This is a genomic window from Curtobacterium sp. 179-B 9B NHS, from assembly GCF_045370965.1.
Classification (GTDB): Bacteria; Actinomycetota; Actinomycetes; order Actinomycetales; family Microbacteriaceae; genus Curtobacterium.
On record NZ_JBIQDQ010000033.1, the window covers coordinates 1 to 17,083 of the forward strand.

18 protein-coding genes are annotated in these 17,083 nt (G+C 74.4%); 10 read left to right on the plus strand and 8 right to left on the minus strand.

The window, feature by feature from the left end:
* Positions 1-31: 31 nt before the first annotated feature.
* The 3 genes from ACH0A8_RS16100 to ybaK all read right to left on the minus strand — a co-directional run bounded on the left by ACH0A8_RS16100 (position 32) and on the right by ybaK (position 4,147).
* The gene (locus ACH0A8_RS16100; RefSeq protein ID WP_209682613.1) at positions 32-265 is read right to left on the minus strand and encodes a hypothetical protein; all 234 of its coding nucleotides are present in this window, start codon (positions 263-265) and stop codon (positions 32-34) included.
* A 697-nt stretch (positions 266-962) separates the two neighbouring features.
* Positions 963-3,566, minus strand: coding sequence for an ATP-dependent Clp protease ATP-binding subunit (locus tag ACH0A8_RS16105; RefSeq protein ID WP_406907555.1), 2,604 nt, complete (start codon positions 3,564-3,566; stop codon positions 963-965).
* Positions 3,567-3,661: 95 nt separating this feature from the next.
* On the minus strand, positions 3,662-4,147 hold the full coding sequence (gene ybaK / locus ACH0A8_RS16110) for a Cys-tRNA(Pro) deacylase (protein ID WP_066654277.1): 486 nt from the start codon (positions 4,145-4,147) through the stop codon (positions 3,662-3,664).
* A 67-nt stretch (positions 4,148-4,214) separates the two neighbouring features.
* On the opposite strand from ybaK, the gene ACH0A8_RS16115 reads away from it, so the two are divergent.
* Together ACH0A8_RS16115 and ACH0A8_RS16120 are read left to right on the plus strand one after the other, a co-directional pair.
* Positions 4,215-4,517 carry a hypothetical protein gene (locus tag ACH0A8_RS16115; RefSeq protein WP_209682619.1) on the plus strand — a complete coding sequence of 101 codons (303 nt, stop codon included), beginning with the start codon at positions 4,215-4,217 and terminating at the stop codon, positions 4,515-4,517.
* Positions 4,518-4,574: 57 nt separating this feature from the next.
* Positions 4,575-5,312: a membrane protein insertase YidC gene (locus ACH0A8_RS16120; RefSeq protein WP_066654272.1), complete on the plus strand. Its 738-nt coding sequence runs from the start codon at positions 4,575-4,577 to the stop codon at positions 5,310-5,312.
* A gap of 31 nt (positions 5,313-5,343) precedes the next feature.
* On the opposite strand, the gene ACH0A8_RS16125 is transcribed toward ACH0A8_RS16120, so the two are convergent.
* Positions 5,344-5,589, minus strand: a complete 246-nt coding sequence (locus ACH0A8_RS16125) for a hypothetical protein (protein ID WP_326496612.1) — start codon at positions 5,587-5,589, stop codon at positions 5,344-5,346.
* 109 nt (positions 5,590-5,698) lie between these two features.
* Between ACH0A8_RS16125 and ACH0A8_RS16130 the strand changes: the two genes are divergently transcribed.
* Together ACH0A8_RS16130 and ACH0A8_RS16135 are read left to right on the plus strand one after the other, a co-directional pair.
* Positions 5,699-6,607, plus strand: coding sequence for a hypothetical protein (locus ACH0A8_RS16130; RefSeq protein ID WP_400429167.1), 909 nt, complete (start codon positions 5,699-5,701; stop codon positions 6,605-6,607).
* Between the two features lie 233 nt (positions 6,608-6,840).
* Positions 6,841-8,223, plus strand: a complete 1,383-nt coding sequence (locus ACH0A8_RS16135) for an MFS transporter (RefSeq protein ID WP_406907556.1) — start codon at positions 6,841-6,843, stop codon at positions 8,221-8,223.
* A 21-nt stretch (positions 8,224-8,244) separates the two neighbouring features.
* Here the strand turns inward: ACH0A8_RS16135 and ACH0A8_RS16140 are convergent, their stop codons facing one another.
* The 4 genes from ACH0A8_RS16140 to ACH0A8_RS16155 all read right to left on the minus strand — a co-directional run bounded on the left by ACH0A8_RS16140 (position 8,245) and on the right by ACH0A8_RS16155 (position 11,292).
* Positions 8,245-8,715: an NUDIX domain-containing protein gene (locus ACH0A8_RS16140; RefSeq protein ID WP_406907557.1), complete on the minus strand. Its 471-nt coding sequence runs from the start codon at positions 8,713-8,715 to the stop codon at positions 8,245-8,247.
* Between the two features lie 33 nt (positions 8,716-8,748).
* The gene (locus ACH0A8_RS16145) at positions 8,749-9,786 is read right to left on the minus strand and encodes an SGNH/GDSL hydrolase family protein (protein WP_406907558.1); all 1,038 of its coding nucleotides are present in this window, start codon (positions 9,784-9,786) and stop codon (positions 8,749-8,751) included.
* Positions 9,787-9,896: 110 nt separating this feature from the next.
* Positions 9,897-10,253 carry a PRC-barrel domain-containing protein gene (locus ACH0A8_RS16150; protein ID WP_209682631.1) on the minus strand — a complete coding sequence of 119 codons (357 nt, stop codon included), beginning with the start codon at positions 10,251-10,253 and terminating at the stop codon, positions 9,897-9,899.
* 61 nt (positions 10,254-10,314) lie between these two features.
* Positions 10,315-11,292 (minus strand): glycosyltransferase family 9 protein, encoded by a 978-nt coding sequence (locus ACH0A8_RS16155; RefSeq protein WP_406907559.1) that lies wholly within the window; start codon positions 11,290-11,292, stop codon positions 10,315-10,317.
* Positions 11,293-11,353: 61 nt separating this feature from the next.
* Between ACH0A8_RS16155 and ACH0A8_RS16160 the strand changes: the two genes are divergently transcribed.
* The 6 genes from ACH0A8_RS16160 to ACH0A8_RS16185 all read left to right on the plus strand — a co-directional run.
* Positions 11,354-11,905, plus strand: coding sequence for an HAD-IIIA family hydrolase (locus tag ACH0A8_RS16160; RefSeq protein ID WP_066654254.1), 552 nt, complete (start codon positions 11,354-11,356; stop codon positions 11,903-11,905).
* A gap of 71 nt (positions 11,906-11,976) precedes the next feature.
* Entirely contained in the window at positions 11,977-13,029 is a 1,053-nt protein-coding gene (locus tag ACH0A8_RS16165; RefSeq protein ID WP_406907561.1) for a glycosyltransferase family 9 protein, read from the plus strand.
* A 147-nt stretch (positions 13,030-13,176) separates the two neighbouring features.
* Complete coding sequence (locus ACH0A8_RS16170; protein WP_066654252.1) at positions 13,177-14,178, plus strand: glycosyltransferase; 1,002 nt, start codon at positions 13,177-13,179, stop codon at positions 14,176-14,178.
* Positions 14,175-15,581 carry a glycosyltransferase gene (locus tag ACH0A8_RS16175; protein WP_081984840.1) on the plus strand — a complete coding sequence of 469 codons (1,407 nt, stop codon included), beginning with the start codon at positions 14,175-14,177 and terminating at the stop codon, positions 15,579-15,581. Before ACH0A8_RS16170 ends, ACH0A8_RS16175 begins: the two co-directional genes overlap by 4 nt.
* Complete coding sequence (locus tag ACH0A8_RS16180; protein WP_066654250.1) at positions 15,578-16,204, plus strand: SIS domain-containing protein; 627 nt, start codon at positions 15,578-15,580, stop codon at positions 16,202-16,204. Before ACH0A8_RS16175 ends, ACH0A8_RS16180 begins: the two co-directional genes overlap by 4 nt.
* The coding region (locus tag ACH0A8_RS16185) for a bifunctional heptose 7-phosphate kinase/heptose 1-phosphate adenyltransferase (protein ID WP_406907560.1) at positions 16,201-17,083 on the plus strand (883 nt) is incomplete at its 3' end. The genes ACH0A8_RS16180 and ACH0A8_RS16185, both read left to right, overlap by 4 nt.

The following is a 17,083-nucleotide window of genomic DNA, read 5'->3' on the forward strand; positions in this document are numbered from 1 at the left end:
GCGCAGCCGGGCCGCGCCGGGTCGCGGCGCGTCAGCGCCACATGCGCATCGCGGCGCTCCGCACGAGCAGCTCGAGCTCGCGCTCGCGCCGCTCGCGGTCGAGCCGCTGACGGGTGGCGTGGTCGACCGACGGACGCACGTGGTGCGTCCGACGACTCCAGATGATCAGCGACATGCCGATCCGGAGGGCGATGCGGTCGGCGAGCGTGACCCGGCGGCGCACCGCGCGGGTGTCGGGGGGACGGACGTCGATGTCGTTCGACACGATGGTGCCTTTCGTGGGTGCCCGAGGGCATGACGGAGATCCCGACCGCCGACCGCGTGGATGCGTCGGGAACGGGTTCGCGAAGAACGCCCGGTGAATGCGGGCGAGAATGATCGGCAGGGCGCGCAGGAATGCGCGCGGCTGCATTGTCGGTGACCGATCGGGTCACCGAGTGGAATCGTCGGAGAGACGTCCGCCGCTCGCGGTCCGATCTCGATCCACCACGCCGCGCCCCCGGCCGCCGTCCGCAGGACGGGCGTCCGTCACCCGGACGGGCGTCCGTCAGCTGGACGGGCAGCCGTGGCCTGCACGGCGTGTGTGGTGCGGCACAGCGGGGCTGTGCGACGACGATCGGGACCGCACCACCGCGTGCTCAGGGCAGCGACGAGCGGGACCTCGGTCGATCGAGGAGAACGGCTGGAGCGGGGCGTCCCGCGTCAGTGCGAACGGAGCGGGGTGCCGCCGATCCCACGGATTCCACGGAACGGGTTCGTCATGGCGATCATCATTGTCGGCCCCCTCTCGGTCTCGTACAGCCGGTGATGCTCGTGAACACTATCGGCGTCGGGAATGCGAGCGCAACCCCTTTCTCGAACATTTCCGGAATTGCATCCGAGAACACACGAGGACGTCGCAGGACGCGGAACGGCCCCGGTACCGCTGGGGTCCCGGGGCCGTTCCGTGTGAGCGGGTCGGATCAGACCGTCGCCGGGGCTGACGCCCGGGCGACGAGCCGGCCGTCCTCGAGGTCGATCCGGACGGTGTCGCCGGCGTGCGCCTGCTCGTCGACCACCAGGGTCGCGATGCGGTCGTCGACCTCGCGCTGGATGAGTCGACGGAGCGGACGGGCGCCGTACTCGGGCTCGTACCCGTGCTCGGCGAGCCAGTCGGTCGCCGCCTCGGACACCGCCAGGGTCATCCCCTGGGTGAGGAGCCGGAGCGCGGTGTCCTGCAGCAGCAGGTCGACGATCGACCGCAGCTGCTCCTGCGACAGCTTGCGGAAGAGCACGATCTCGTCGATGCGGTTGATGAACTCGGGCCGCATCGACTCGCGCAGCCTGCCCATCACACGGGCGCGCAGGTCCTCCTCGGAGTAGCCGCCGTCCGCCGAGGCCGAGAACCCGAGCGCACCGGAGCGCGATGCGAGGAACTCCGAGCCGATGTTCGACGTCATGATGACGACGGTGTTCCGGAAGTCGACCGTCCGTCCCTGTCCGTCGGTGAGGCGGCCGTCGTCGAGCACCTGCAGCAGCAGGTTGAAGACGTCCGGGTGCGCCTTCTCGACCTCGTCGAGCAGGACCACCGAGTACGGGTTGCGACGGACGCGCTCGGTGAGCTGCCCGGCCTCCTCGTGACCGACGTACCCGGGAGGGGCACCGACCAGGCGGGAGACGGTGTGCCGTTCGCCGAACTCGCTCATGTCGAACCGCAGCATGGCGGACTCGTCGCCGAAGAGCGATCCGGCCAGGGCCTTCGCGAGCTCGGTCTTGCCGACGCCCGTCGGGCCGAGGAACAGGAAGCTGCCCACGGGACGACGCGGGTCGCCCATGCCGGTCCGGCTGCGTCGGACGGCGGTCGCGATGGCGCGCACGGCGTCGTCCTGGCCGACGACGCGCTCGTGGAGTTCGTCCTCGAGCGCGGCGAGGCGCGAGCGGTCACCCTGCGAGATCCGGGTCGCCGGGATGCCGGTGGCACGCGACACGACCTCGGCGACGTCTGCCTCGGTGATCACGCGGTCGGCGGTCGACGGCCGGGAGGCACTGCTCGCGTCCCCCCGCGAGGCGGCGGTGATCTGCGCCTCCAGTCCGTCGATCTCGTCGCGCAGGCGCGACGCCTCCTCGTACAGCTCCTCGGCCACCGCGCGGTCCTTGTCGGCCTGCAGCTCCGCGACCTGGTCACGGAGCGCCTCGACGTCGACGTCGCCCGACAGGGCGAGACGGCGTCGTGCCCCGGCCTGGTCGATGAGGTCGATCGCCTTGTCCGGCAGGTGCCGGTCGGTCACGTACCGGTGCGAGAGCTCCACCGCGGCGCGCAGGGAGTCGTCGGTGTAGGTCACGTCGTGGTGCTCGGCGTAGCGCGGGGCGAGGCCGCCGAGGATCGCGACGGCGTCCTCGATGCTCGGCTCCCCCACCCGGACCGGCTGGAAGCGCCGCTCGAGCGCGGCGTCCTTCTCGATGCGGCGGTACTCGCGCAGCGTCGTCGCGCCGACCAGGTGCAGGTCGCCGCGGGCCAGGCGGGGCTTGAGGATGTTGCCGGCGTCCATCGAGCCGCCCTCGCCACCGCCCCCGGCGCCGACGACGGTGTGCAGTTCGTCGATGAAGACGATCAGCTCGTCCGCGTGCGCCGCGATCTCGTCCATCGCCGTCGTCAGGCGCTCCTCGAAGTCGCCGCGGTACCGAGTGCCGGAGAGCATGCCGGCGAGGTCGAGCGCGACCACCCGCTTGCCCCGGAGCAGCGCGGGCACGTCGCCGTCGGTGATCCGCTGCGCGAGCCCCTCGACGATCGCGGTCTTGCCGACCCCGGGCTCACCGATGAGGACCGGGTTGTTCTTCGTGCGGCGGAGCAGGATCTCGACGGTCTGCTCGATCTCGTCGGCGCGGCCGATCACCGGGTCGATGCGCCCGTCGCGGGCGCGTTCGGTGAGGTCGGTGCCGAACTGGTCGAGCGTCGGGGTGTCGCTCGTCGTGCCGTTCGTGGGGTCGGCGGTGGTCTCGGTGGCTCCGGGCATCGGGCGTCCCTCTCGTGCTGCTGCCGCGGCCTGCTGGGCGTGCTCCTGCAGGTGCTGCGGGGTGACTCCGGCGCTCGCGAGCAGCTGCCCGGTGACGGTGTCCTGGTCGGTGACGAGCGCGAAGAAGACGTGCTCGGGGTCGGTGTAGGTGCTGCCGAAGGCCTTGGCGGCCTGGGTCGCCTCGAGCAGGATCCGCTGCGCGGTCCCGGTCAGGGCGGGCTGCCCGGTGCGCCCGGGACGCGGGTCCGTCGGCACGGGGAGGCGCTGCTCGACCTCGGCGGCGAACTGCTCCGGGTCGACACCGGCGGTGCGCAGGACCGCGGTGAAGGGCTCGGTGCGCACGAGCACGTGCAGGACGTGCAGCGCGTCGATCTCGTGCTGGCCCTGTGCGACGGCGTACTCGGCGGTGTGCTGGAGCACCTCGTGGGTACGTCGGCTGAGGAGCCGCGTGATGTCGACCGGGCGTCCCAGCGGGACGGATCGCTGGGCACCGGACTGCTGGGCCGCGATGAGCCGCGCGAGGAACGCGCCGAACGCGTCGTCGCCACCGGTCGGGCCGAACGTTGCTGGCAAAGGGACCTCCTGGGAACTTGAGTGCCTTCGACTCAATGCAACGCTGGAGGACCCGCTCCATTCCCGGCGGGTGCAGAAACTTGCGTCAGACCGACTCAGGTCCTCGCGATGGCCGCCGTGGAGGCACCGGTGACGCGGACCAGGTCGGCCGGCGCGACCTCGATGTCGAACCCGCGGCGCCCGCCGGAGACGAAGATGCTCGGGTGCTCGAGTGCGGTCTCGTCGACGACCGTCCGCAGGCTGGTCTTCTGTCCGACCGGACTGATCCCGCCCACCACGTACCCGGTCCGCTTCTCGGCGAGGGCAGGTTGGGCGAGCGTCGCCTTCTTGCCGCCGAGGGCAGCTGCGATGGCCTTGAGGTCCAGGCGGTTCGCGACCGGCACGACCGCCACGGCCAGCTGCCCGTCCACCGAGACGACGAGCGTCTTGAACACCTGGTCCTCACGGAGCCCCAGTGCCGCGGCGGCCTCCTCACCGAAGTTGGTCGCGGTCTCGTGGTGCTCGTAGACGTGCGGCGTGAACGGGATCCCCGCCCGCTCCAGGGCGAGGGTCGCTGGGGTGCTCGGCGATCCTGCGGTCATGCCTGCGATCCTGCCCGTCCGGGACTGCCGGTCCTCGACGGCACGCGGGGGTTACGCTGAACGGACCATGACCGTCGTCGAACTCCTGCTGCGCGCCCTCGCGGTGCTGCAGATCGGCGATGCCGGCCTGCTCGGTCCGTCGGGTTCCCCGGCGCCCCTGCTCGCCGTCGCCGCACTCGGCCTCGCCGCCGTCGCCGTCACGGTGCTCGTCGTCCGGCTGCTCGCGACGGCGCTCGGTGTCGATCCGGGTGCCGAGGGCTCCGAGCGGACGGGCGCAGCGGTGGAGCGGCCGACCCGCATCGCGTGGAGCCACCCCGACGCCGACGGCCAGGTGCGGTCGCGAGCACCGGGAGCGCCGACACCGGCCTGACCGCCCGCGGGTGGTCGGGTCACGTCGTCACGGACCCCTCCACTCGAACGGAACGTCATGGACATCACCACCCTGCCCGTCGTCGGCGACCTGCTGCGCGCCGGCGTCGACCTGCTCACCGCGCTCACCGCAGCCCTGTCCCCCGTCGCCGGTGGCGCCGCAGCGGCGCTCGCCGTCGTGGCGCTCACCCTGGGCGTGCGCATCGTGCTCGTCCCGCTCGCCGTCCTGCAGGTGCGGGCCGAGCGCGACCGGCGTCGACTCGCCCCGCAGCTCGCCGCCCTCCGCAGGCGCCACGGTGCGGACACGCGACGCCTCCAGGAGGCCGTGCAGCGCCTGTACACCTCCGAGCGCGTCTCCCCGCTGGCCGGGTGCCTCCCGGTGCTCGCGCAGGCTCCGGTCCTCTCGCTCGTGTACGCGCTCTTCACGCACGCGTCGATCGCCGGCGCCGCGAACGCCCTGCTCGACGCGACACTGGTCGGGATCCCGCTCGGGCACACGCTCCTGGTGGCGCTCGCGTCGCCGCTGTGGAGCCACGCCTGGGTGGTGCTCGTGCTGCTCGTCGTGATGGCGGTGGTGGTCGAGGCGTCGCGCCGGGCCACCGTGCACTGGAACCCGACGGCGGAGCCGGCCGCCGGTACGCCCGGGGCCGGTCCGGCCGCTGCCCTGGCGCGCTGGGCGCCCTTCGCGTCGGTCGTCCTCGCCGCGGTCGTCCCGCTCGCCGCGACGCTCTACGTCGTCACGAGCGCCGTCTGGACCCTCGGGGAACGCGCGGTGCTGCGGCGGATCGTCCGCTGAGCCGGGCAGGGGGCGCGCGGGGCGGCCGGTCTCAGCCGCCCTGGCCCTCCTGCTGGGGCCCCTGGTCGACGGGGTCGTACTCGGTGCCACGGCCCTGCTCCTCGTCGGGGGTGGGCACGTGCCGCTCGGTCCCGCTCCCGCCGGGGCTCGTCGCCACGTAGTCGGCCTCGCCGGACTGGGTGTCGTGGCTCAGGGGCTCGAGCGTCTCGGGATCGGCGTCGTGCCGGGTCTGGTCGTGGCCGGAGGCGTCGTGCCCGGTTCCTGCGTCGGTGCTCATGCCACCCGTCTACGCCTCGGGGACTGGACACCTCCCGCTCGGGGGGCGGACGTGCCGTCGTCCGGGTGGGAGCATGTGGGTGTCCGGTGCGTCCGGACCGGGAGTGCGCATGGCCGACGAGGACGTCACGGCGGAACGGGCACGACTCGAGGCCCTTGCGTGGGGCGCCGGGGTCGCGGCCGAGGACGCTGCGCGCGCCCGGCTCGAACTCCGTGGGCTCCGGGACGGCAGCACCGTCGCGGGTGCGACGCCGCCGGCCGGGACGACGACCGACGACGGACGTCCGGCGGACCGCACGACGAGCGCGGCCGGACGGTCGTCCGTCGCTGCGTCGACCGCTGACCGACCGACACCGGCGGCGGGGCCGATCCGGACCGGGCCCGGCTCGGCCGGTGCGTCGGCGCCCGCCGACCCGGTCGGGCCGGAGGGCGAGCAGGAACCGGCCACGGGGCCGGGTGCCGTCCGCGCCGGGGGCGGGGCGGACCTCCAGGCCGGGAGGCCCGCGTGGCGGACGCGGGTGAGCGGACTGCTCTGGACCGCGCGGCCGCGCGCCTGGATCGCGCTCGGCGCGGCGGCGGTCGTCGGCCTGGCGTTCGCGGCGGGCACGCTGGTGGGCACGACCGACGGGCAGCTGGCCGCCGCGCCCAGCACGACACCGACACCCGGCGCGATCACCCTCGAGGAGCTGCTGGACATCCCGCAGACCTCCGCGGACCAGCTGCCGGGCCCGGTCGAGGCGCCCGTGAGCCTCCGCACGACCCGGCTCGTGTTCACGAACCGGGCCCTGGACGGCAGCGCCTTCGAGACCCCGTGGAACGTGTGGGCCGGGGTCGGGACCGACCGCGAGACCATCTGCCTGGTGGCGACCGCGAACCGGCTCGAGTCGACCACCGCCTGCTACCCGCGTGAGGACGCCCTGCACGGGAACGTCTCGCTCTCCGCCCAGTCGATGAGCGGCACGCTCACCGTCACCCTGCGCGGCGGCGGTGTGCAGGGCACGGTGACGAACGAGAACTGATCGGGAATGCTCGTCCGAGCATCTCGTTGGAGCGCTACAAGATTCTTCGGCGACCCCCTCGCGCGATCCGGATGCTCCGTGCAACACTGGATGTGCGCACTCGCCGTGGAGTCGTCACAACCCGACCGGGTCGTTCGACCCGGACCACACCCACCGCGAGCGCGCACCGCGCACCGCCGTCACGACGGCCGGTCCGACGCGTGCTCCGGCGTTCCCCGGAGGAGGTCAGCAGCGTGTCCACCAACACCACCACCTCGGCCGTGTCGACGAGCACGCGGCCGATCACCGTCACCAACCGGTCGATCGTCGGCATCGCCGTGCTCGGGCTCGCCACCTTCTTCGCGATCACCACGGAGCTCATGCCGGTCGGGCTGCTCGGCACGATGAGCCGCGACCTCGGCGTCAGCGAGTCGACGATGGGCTTCGTCGTCACCGTCTACGCCGCAGCCGTGGCGATCCTCGCCCTCCCGCTGACGTCGCTCACCGCGCGGCTCCCCCGCAAGGCGGTCCTGGTGTCGACCCTGGTCGGCTACGCCGTCTCGAACGTGCTGGTCGCGGTCGCGCCGAGCTTCGCCGTCGTCTGCGCGGGTCGCGTCGTCGGCGGCGTCGCACACGCGCTCTTCTTCTCGGTCGCGTCGGCCTACGCGACGCGGATCGTGCCCCCGCGGCTGGCCGGACGCGCGATCGCCTTCGTCTACTCCGGCAGCTCGCTCGGCTTCGTCCTCGGCGTGCCGCTGGCCACCTGGGTCGCGCAGACGATCGGGTGGCGCCCCGCCGTCGGCTCCGTCGCGCTCGCCGCAGCCGTCCTCGCGCTGGTCGCGGTCGCGTTCCTGCCGGCGGTCAGCGGGACCGCGTCCCCGCACATCGGTTCACCCCGCGCGTGGGCCCGCACCGGACTGCTCTCCGTCGTCGTCGCCGACCTGCTGCTCTTCGCCGGGCACTACGTCGTCTACACCTACATCGGCCCGTACGCGATCGACGCCGGGCTCGACGCCGGCATGGTGAGCGGTGCGCTCCTGGTGCTCGGCGGGACCGGCATCGTCGGCCTCTGGCTCGCCGGCACCTTCGTCGACCGGGCACCGCGGCAGACGTTGATCGCCGCCGTCGCCGTGATGGCCGCCGCCTTCGCCGTGCTGCCGTTCGTGCACGGCTCGCTGTTCGGCACCATGGTGGTCGCCGGGATCTGGATGGCGGCGAACGGCACGACCGGCACCCTCTTCATGGCCGCGGCGATCCGCACCGGCGGCGTCTCCCCCGACATCGCCGGCGCCCTCGTCAACGGCGCGTCGAACATCGGCATCGCGGGCGGGGCAGCCGTCGGCGGGCAGGCGCTCGGTGCGGTCGGCCTGCAGTACCTGCCGTTCGCCGGCGCCGTCGTGCTGATCGGCTCGCTCGGCGTCGTGCTCGCGGCGCGCCGCGGCTTCCCGGTGCACACGCACGCGCAGGAGCACCTGTCCACGACGTCGGTCGAGGCGATCACGTCCTCGCTCGCGGTCGTCACCAGCTCGGTGCCGGTCGTCAGCCGTGCGATCGCCACCATCACCGGGTCGATCGGCGTCGCCACCGGCACGGTGTCGACCGCGACGGGATCCGTGCGGACGCAGCGGCGGCGCTGAGGCGGACGTGGACCGGGCGCGTCAGGCGCCGTCGATCGCTGCGAGCAGCCGGTCGAGCGCGACGACCTGGCCGGACACGAGCACCCCGCGTGCCTCGTCGACGCCGAACCAGCGGGCGTCGTCGACCTCGGGCACCGCGACGAACCGACCGGAACCGCGCGGGAGCTCGACCCGCACGGTGTTGCTCCGCACCTCGTCGACCTCGAAGTCGTCCGCCCGTGCCGCGAAGACCCGGACGCGCTTCCCGGAGGCCTGGCGGACCTCGCCGAGGTCGAGCACGGGTCCCGTCGGTGCGGGGACCCCGATCTCCTCGGCGAACTCGCGGCGCGCGGTGTCGAGTGCGTCCTCACCGTCCTCGACGAGCCCCTTCGGGATCGACCACGCGCGCGGGCGTCGACGCCAGAACGGTCCGCCCATGTGCGCGACGAAGACCTCCGGGGTGCCGTCCACGGGCGACCGACGGTGCAGCAGGAGTCCGGCGCTGGTGACCACCGATCGACCCTACGACGAGCGGCCGTGCACGGCTCAGTCCTCGAGCCGGCGGAGCTCCGAGGCCACCTGCCCGGTCAACCACGCCACCCCGCGCCCGTTCGGGTGCAGGGCCCCGGGCACCATGTCGATGCGGCTCAGGTCGCCCGCCCCGGAGAGCGAGACGCCCGCGACGTACGGGTCGTCGGTCGCGCAGGCCGAGTGCGCCTGCGACCGGGCGAACACGTCGACGAACGGGACGCCGGCCGCCTCGGCAGCGGACGCCGAGACCTCGTCGAGCGACTCCTGGACCCCGTGCAGGTACCGGACGTCGCCGTCGGTGAACGGGTAGGTGTCCCGCGGGAAGGACCCCACGAGCGAGCCGAGGTCGAGCGCCGAGCGGAAGCACCCCCGCGCCGGCGTGTGGGCCGCGTCCGGGAAGATCGCCGGGTAGCCGAGGAAGACCACGACCGCGTTCGGCGCGGCCCGGCGGACCGCGGCGAGCGTGTCCGCGATCCCGAGCGCGACCCGGGACCGGATGCGCACGTCGAGGTCGTCCACCCCGTCGTGCACGAGGGTGCTGCGGCACGACGGGGCGTCCCGACCGGAGAACACCGGGCCGCGGGAGGACAGCGCCAGGCAGGAGGCGGCGGTGCCGAACAGGTCGGCGTCGTTGCCGCCGATCGTCAGCGTGACGAGCCGGGTGTCCTCGGACAGTGCCCGGACCTGGGGCCGCACCCCGCGGAACTGGTACCCCGACACGACGTCACGACTGGTCGCCCCCGCGCACGTCACGTCGGTCAGGTCGAGTCCGAAGCGCGCCGCGAGCCGGTGGGGGTAGTCGCGCGCCGACTGCGCGCAGGCGCTCGTCGGCAGCCGGGTCGGGTCGCCCAGGCCGTAGCCGGCCGAGTAGGAGTCGCCGAGTGCGACGTACTCGCTGCCCGGCGGCAGGTCGGCGAGCGTCTCGGCCGGGTCGTCCGTCACCGGGTACGGCTCCGGGACCGGCCACATCGGCGCCGCGACGGCGCCGTCGGTCGGTGCGACCGCGACCGGGCCCCACGGCGCGACGACGACCGCGGCGAGGACCGCGAGCACGAGGGCGACGGCGGTCGACCGCTTCGAGCGGGTGGTGCGCTGCAGGGGGTCCTCCGGGTGGACGCGACGACGGGACGGGCAAGGCTACCTGCCCGTCCCGGGTGCCGGTGTCAGCGACGACCCAGGCGCCGTTCCCCGTTGCTGCCGGTCTGGTACTGCAGGCCGTAGTGCTCGTACAGCACGGGTTCGGTCGAGGCCTCGAGCTCACCGTCGGTCGGGATGGTCGGGGCGTCCTTGACGAGCTTCTTCGGGAACGTCACGAGCAGGTGCTTCGGCGCCACCGTCGCACCGACGAGCGGGACGAAGAGCAGCTTCTGGAACCCGGGCAGCCCGGTGGTGACGGCGCCGAAGGCGGGATCGGACGTCGCGGTGTCGTAGTAGATGCTCTCGAGCGTGCCGATCTTGTCCTCGGTCTCGTCGACGACGGGCAGGCCGATCCAGTCACGGATGTTGGCGGCTTCGAACACGGGGCGCTCCCTTCGAGCAGGACAGGTACGCCTCGACGCTACCGACGACCCCTCGGCGGGTTCACGGCGAAGTGGCGGGGGCGACCGGGAGCGAGTCGACGGCGGCGAGCACGTCGTCCACGCCGACGGCCAGGAGCGCCGGGTCCGGGTCCTCCGCGAACACGTCCCCGCGGCGCACGGACGCGTCGGTGAGCACGACGTGCGGACCGGAGGCGGGCGGTCCCCAGGCCTCGGGCGGCGCCGGTCCGAACACCACGACGGACGGGATCCCGTAGGCGGACGCGAGGTGGGCCGCCCCCGTGTCGACGGTCACGACGAGCGCTGCCGATGCGATGACGCCGGCGAAGGCCTGCAGCTCCAGCGCGCCCGCGAGGACCGCCTCCGGCGGCAACCCGGCCGACTGCGCGACGGCGGTGGCGCGCTCGACGTCGTCCGCGCCTCCCGTCAGGACCACGTCGAGGCCGCGCTCGCGGAGCCCCCGCACCACGGCTGCGAAGCGGTCGGTCGGCCAGTGCCGCGCACCGTGGAAGGCACCGATGTGCACGACCGCGGCACCCGGCGCGGCGGACGGGGCGTCCGGGCGGGCGATGGCGACCTCGTCGGGGTCGGCGGGGATGCCGTGCCAGGTGAGCAGGTCCGCCCAGCGCTCCCGCTCGTGGACGTCGTCCGGCCACTCCGGGCCCTCGTACCCGTGGGTCGGGTCGGCGTGGCCGATCACCCGCCGGGCACCGAGTGCGGCGACGAGGTCGGACGACTCCGGCCCGGCACCGTGCAGGTTGACCGCGACGTCGACCGCTCCGGCGGGGGCGGCGATCGGGTGGTCGAGCCCGTGCTGCGCGAGGTGCACGTCGACGGGCAGCAGCTCGACGACCGGGGCGAGCCACGCGGTCGTCGCCAGGGTGATCCGGTGGCCGGGGAACGCCCGGCGGAGCGCGTGCAGTGCGGGGACGGCGACGAGCGCGTCCCCGAGCTTGATGGCGCGCAGGACGAGCAGGTCGGGGCGTCCGTCGGACGGGGGCAGGGCAGGAACGGCGGTCACGGTCCGACGGTATCCGGCCGCGCCTGGGCCGGTTCCCGGCCGGCGGACGGTACCAAGGAGCATGGCTCTCGCGAAGGACCGCGCCGTCCGCGGTCTGCTCTTCGACCGTGACGACACCCTCGTCATCGACGTCCCGTACAACGCCGACCCCCACAAGGTCGTCCCCGTGCCCGGCGCCCACCGCGCGGTCGAGCGCGCCCGGACCGCCGGTCTGCGCGTCGGGGTCGTGACGAACCAGTCGGCGATCGCGAAGGGCCTGGCGACCCGCGAGCAGGTCGACGCGACGAACGCCCGCGTGGACGAGCTGGTCGGCCCGTTCGACGTCTGGTGCGTCTGCCCGCACGACGCCGGCGACGGGTGTGCGTGCCGCAAGCCGCGTCCGGGGATGGTGCTCGACGCCGCGCGACGGCTCGGGCTCGACCCGTCCGAGATCGTGGTGGTCGGGGACATCGGCGCCGACGTCGGTGCCGCGGCGGCGGCGGGTGCGCAGGGCGTGCTGGTGCCGACGCCGCGGACGCGCGCCGAGGAGGTCGAGGCGGCGGAGACCGTCGCCGGCTCCCTCGACGACGCCGTCTCCCTCGTGCTGGCCCGGGTCCCGGCGGCCCGGGCGTGAGCCGCGCCGAGCAGCGCGGTCCCGAGGGTGCGGAGTCGACCACGGCCGACGAGCGGACCGGTCCGCGCGTCCTGGTCGTCCGGCTCGACTCGTTCGGCGACGTCCTGGTGGCCGGCCCCGCCGTGCGCGCCGTCGCCGCGGGGGCCGCGCACGTCACGATGCTCTGCGGCCCCCAGGGCTCCCCGGCCGCGGACCTGCTGCCCGGGGTCGACCGGGTGCGGGTCTGGGCAGCGCCCTGGGTGACCGAGACCGTGCGGCCGATCGACGACGCGCTGCTCGGCGAGTTCCGTGCGCTCGTCACCGAGGAACAGCCCGACGAGGCCGTCGTGCTCACCTCGTTCCACCAGTCGCCCCTGCCGGTCGCCCTGCTGCTCCGCCTGGCCGGGGTGCCCCGGGTCTCCGGTGCGTCGGTCGACCACCCCGGGTCGCTGCTCGACGTGCGGCTCCGCCCGGGCGAGGACCTGCCGGAGGACCTCCCGGAGCCGGAGCGCGCCCTCCGCATCGCCGAGGCCGCCGGGTTCGCCCTGCCGGCGGATGACGACGGGAGGCTCGTGGTGCGGATCGACGCCGTCGCACCACCCGAGGTGGCCGCCCTGGACCGCTACGTGGTCGTCCACCCCGGCGCGAGCGTCCCGGCGCGCTCCTGGCCGGAGGAGCACCACCGTGACCTCGTCGCGGCCTACGCCGAGCGCGGGGTCCCCGTGGTCGTCACGGGCAGCCCCGGCGAGCGGGCGCTCACGGCCGCCGTCGCGGGCGACACCGCGGTCGACCTCGGCGGTCGGACGTCGCCCGCCGAGCTCGCCGCGGTCCTCGCCGGCGCCGAGGTCGTCGTCGTCGGCAACACCGGCCCGGCACACCTCGCCGCCGCGGTGGGGGCGCGCATCGTCAGCCTGTTCTCGCCGGTGGTGCCGGCGGTGAAGTGGGCACCGTACGCACCCGAGGTGGAACTGCTCGGCGACCAGACCGCCGCCTGCCGCCTGAGCCGTGCGCGGGAGTGCCCGGTGCCGGGCCACCCGTGCCTGTCCGGAGTGCGCGTGCAGGACGTCCTCGACGCACACGGACGCCTGCTGGCGCGCGGCACCGGACCCGGCGCCGTCGCGGACGGCAGTGCGCTCAGCGGATGAAGCAGGAGAAGCTGCGAGGAGGACCAGCAGTGCTCCCGTAGCGTGCGCCACTGCTCCTCCTGCTCCTCTTCCCGGCACCCGCGCAGCGCGCGCGAGCGCCGGCGGGGCAGCTGTCCGGAGGGGCACCGAACCGTCGAAAGGCCCTGCATGCGGATCCTCGTGTGGCACGTGCACGGCGGCTGGATGGACGCCTTCGTCCGCGGCCCCCACGAGTACCTCATCCCCACCACACCGGCCCGCGACGGCTGGGGGCTCGGGCGGGGCGGCCGCGACTGGCCGGCGAACGCGATCGAGATCGACCCGGCCGACGTCGCCGACGCCGAGGTCGACGTGGTCGTCCTGCAGCGCACCGAGGAGCTCGAGGAGGCCCGTCGCCTGCTCCGCGGCCGCGAGGTCCCCGTGGTCTTCGTCGAGCACAACGCCCCGCGCGTCGACGTCCCGAGCAGCCTGCACCCGATGCGCGACCGCGACGACCTGGTGATCGCGCACGTCACGCACTGGAACGCCCTCATGTGGGACTGCGGCACGACCCGCACGACGGTGGTCGAGCACGGCGTCGTCGACCCGGGCCCGCTCTACACCGGCGCGCTCGAGCGCTTCGGTGTCGTCATCAACGAACCGGTCCGCCGGGGCCGTGTGGTCGGCACGGACCTGCTCCCCCGCTTCGCCGAGGTCGCACCCGTCGACCTCTGGGGCATGGGCACCGACCGGCTCCCCGAACTCGGGTTCGGCGACCGCGTCGTCGCCCTCGGCGACGTCCCCGCAGACCCCATGCACGCCGCACTCGCGCAACGACGCGCGTACGTGCACCCGAACCGCTGGACGTCGCTCGGCCTGTCGCTGATCGAGTCGATGCACATGGCGATGCCGGTCCTCGTGCTCGCGACGACCGACGCACCACGGACCGTGCCCGCCGAGGCCGGCGCGATCGCGACCGACGTCGACGAGCTGGTCCGTGCCTCCAGGACGCTCCTGGAGGACCCCGAGGAGGCCCGTCGCCGCGGTGCCGTCGCCCGAGAGGCCGCGCTCGAGCGGCACGCGCTCGGCCGGTACCTGGCGGACTGGGACGACCTCCTCGACGACGCCGTCGCGCGTGGTGCGCGACGCGGACGCGCGGCGGACGCCGCGCTGGAAGGGAGCCTCCGATGAAGATCGCGATGGTGTCCGAGCACGCGAGCCCGCTCGCGGTGCTCGGCGGAGTCGACGCCGGTGGACAGAACGTGCACGTCGCCGAGCTGTCCGCGGCCCTCGCGGACCGCGGCCACCAGGTGACCGTGTACACGCGGCGCGACGACGCCGACCAGCCCGTCCGCGTGCTGCTGCGCCCGGGCGTCGAGGTCGTGCAGGTCGACGCCGGGCCCGCCCGCCACGTCCCGAAGGACGACCTGTTCCCGTTCATGGACACGTTCGCCTCGGTGCTCGCGGCGGAGTGGTTCGTCGACCGCCCCGACGTGGTGCACGGGCACTTCTGGATGTCCGGGTACGCCGCGCTCGAGGCCGTCAAGCAGGTCCACGCCCGCACCGGTGGCGTCCGGATCCCGGTCGTGCAGACCTTCCACGCGCTGGGCGTCGTGAAGCGTCGCCACCAGGGCACCGCGGACACGAGCCCCGCGGAGCGCGAGTGGATCGAGCCCGCCGTGGGCCGGAGCGTCGACCAGGTCGTCGCGACGTGCTCCGACGAGGCCTTCGAGCTCAAGACCCTCGGCGTGCCGCTGCACGCCATCTCCGTGGTGCCGTGCGGTGTGGACACCGAGCTCTTCCGGCCGGACGGCCCCGTCGAGGAGCGTGGGCGCCCCTTCCGGGTGCTCACCGCGTCGCGCCTGGTGCGCCGGAAGGGTGTCGGCACGACCATCGCCGCGCTCGCGAAGCTGCTCGACGAGGGCCGCGAGGCCGAGCTCGTGGTGGTCGGCGGAGCCGGCACGGCCGGAGCCGACCTCGCCGACGACCCGGAGTACCAGCGCCTCGACGCCCTGGCCCGGTCGCTCGGGGTGCGCGAGCACGTGAGCTTCCGCGGCCAGCTCGGGCAGCACGACATGCCCGCCGTCTACCGCAGCGCCGACGTCGTCGTGTGCGCCCCCTGGTACGAGCCCTTCGGCATCGTGCCGCTCGAGGCCATGGCGTGCGGTCGTCCCGTCGTCGCGTCGAGCGTCGGCGGACTCATCGACACCGTCGTGGAGGACGCCACCGGCCTGCACGTCCCGCCCCGCGACGAGGAGGCCGTGGCCGCCGCCGTGGGCGCGCTGCTCGACGACCGCGAGCGGCGCGACGCGTACGGACGCGCGGGTCGCGAGCGCGCCGAGTCCCGGTACACCTGGCACAAGGTCGCCGCCGAGAGCGAGCGCGTGTACGAGCGCCTCGTCGCCGGCGCCGCGAACGGCCTCGCCACGCCCGCCGTCGCGGCCACCGGGACCGACACGGCACCCGTGTCGAACGACCCCGTCGGGATCACCCCCGCCACGACCATCCCGGGCGCCCGTCCCGGACGCGCCGGACGGACCGCCCGCCCGACGCCCGCGGTGCTGCCGCACCCGACGGAGAGGACCGCACGATGACCATCGAGCAGCAGACCGGCACGCGTGAGCCGGAGACCGAGAGCGCCAGCGTCCGGACCGTCGTCGACCACATCGCCGCCTCGGTGCCCGTGATCGCCTCGCTCGTCGACCACAAGGACCACATCGCGGCGTGGGCGGACGACATTGCCGCACGGCTCGTCGCCGGCCGTCGGCTGCTCGCCGCGGGCAACGGCGGCTCGGCGGCGGAGGCCCAGCACCTCACCTCCGAGCTGACCGGCCGCTTCGACGGGGACCGTCCGGCGTACTCGGCGATCTCCCTGCACGCCGAGAGCTCCGCCGTCACCGCGATCGGGAACGACTACGGCTACGACCAGGTCTTCGCCCGCCAGGTGACGGCGCACGCGCGCGCCGGTGACGTCGTCGTGCTGCTCAGCACGAGCGGCAAGAGCCCGAACCTGCTCCGCGCGGCCGAGGCCGCTCGGGCCGTCGGTGCACGCTCGATCGCGATGACCGGCCCCGGGCCGAACCCGCTCGCCGACGCGGTCGACGACGCGATCCGCATCGAGGGCCCCTCGGCCAACGTGCAGGAGGCGCAGCTCGTCCTCGTGCACGCCCTCTGCCGTGCGATGGAGCCGGCCCTCCGCCGCGGCGGCCGCCGGTGAGCGGCACGGAGCGCACCGCCAGCGCGACGCCGGGCTCCGGCGACGGCACCCGGCGTCGCATCGTCGTCGTCGGCGACACCCTGCTCGACGTCGACGTCTCGGGCACGAGCGAACGGCTCAGCCCGGACGCCCCCGTCCCGGTCGTCGACGTCCGGACCGACGACCGTCGTGCCGGTGGCGCCGGCCTGGTCGCCTCGATGCTCGTACGCGACGGCCACGACGTGACGCTCGTCACCGTGCTGAGCGACGACGATCGTGCCGACGAGATCCGCGCCCTGCTGCCCGACGTGCACGTCGTCGCCGGTCCGTCCGGTGCGCCGACCCCGGTGAAGACCCGCGTCCGCGTGGTCGACCACGCGCTCGTCCGCATCGACGAGGGGTGCGCCACCCCGCCCGTCCCCGGCACGACCGCCGAGATGACCGCGGCGCTCGAGGGCGCCGACGCGATCGTCGTCGCCGACTACGGCCGTGGCGTCGCGGCCGCCGACGGGCTCCGTACCGCCCTCGCCGCCGTGGCCCGCACGACGCCCGTGGTCTGGGACCCGCACCCGAAGGGTGCCTCCCCCGTCGCGGGCACCGCGGTCGTGACCCCGAACACCAGCGAGGCCCGGCGCTTCACCGACCTGTCCGGCGAGGGCGTGCCCTTCGCCACGGACGCCGCGGCCGAGCTCGTCCGGACCTGGGACGTCGACGCCGTCGCCGTCACGATGGGCGACCGCGGCGCACTCGTCGCCTCGCGTCGCAGCGGGGACGGCACCCGGCCGGCCGCGCTGGACAGCCGGTTCGTCCCGGCCCCGTCCGTCACCGCCGGCGACCCGTGCGGCGCCGGTGACCGCCTCGCCGCGGGCGTCGCCATCGCCCTCGCCGAGGGTGCCGACG

Bases quoted from the DNA above. Each gene is read 5' to 3' on its own strand.
- ybaK (WP_066654277.1), bottom strand. From the start codon at position 4,147: ATGACCGCAGGATCGCCGAGCACCCCAGCGACCCTCGCCCTGGAGCGG.
- ACH0A8_RS16115 (WP_209682619.1), top strand. From the start codon at position 4,215: ATGACCGTCGTCGAACTCCTGCTGCGCGCCCTCGCGGTGCTGCAGATC.
- ACH0A8_RS16120 (WP_066654272.1), top strand. From the start codon at position 4,575: ATGGACATCACCACCCTGCCCGTCGTCGGCGACCTGCTGCGCGCCGGC.
- ACH0A8_RS16125 (WP_326496612.1), bottom strand. From the start codon at position 5,589: ATGAGCACCGACGCAGGAACCGGGCACGACGCCTCCGGCCACGACCAG.
- ACH0A8_RS16130 (WP_400429167.1), top strand. From the start codon at position 5,699: ATGGCCGACGAGGACGTCACGGCGGAACGGGCACGACTCGAGGCCCTT.
- ACH0A8_RS16160 (WP_066654254.1), top strand. From the start codon at position 11,354: ATGGCTCTCGCGAAGGACCGCGCCGTCCGCGGTCTGCTCTTCGACCGT.
- ACH0A8_RS16170 (WP_066654252.1), top strand. From the start codon at position 13,177: ATGCGGATCCTCGTGTGGCACGTGCACGGCGGCTGGATGGACGCCTTC.
- ACH0A8_RS16175 (WP_081984840.1), top strand. From the start codon at position 14,175: ATGAAGATCGCGATGGTGTCCGAGCACGCGAGCCCGCTCGCGGTGCTC.
- ACH0A8_RS16180 (WP_066654250.1), top strand. From the start codon at position 15,578: ATGACCATCGAGCAGCAGACCGGCACGCGTGAGCCGGAGACCGAGAGC.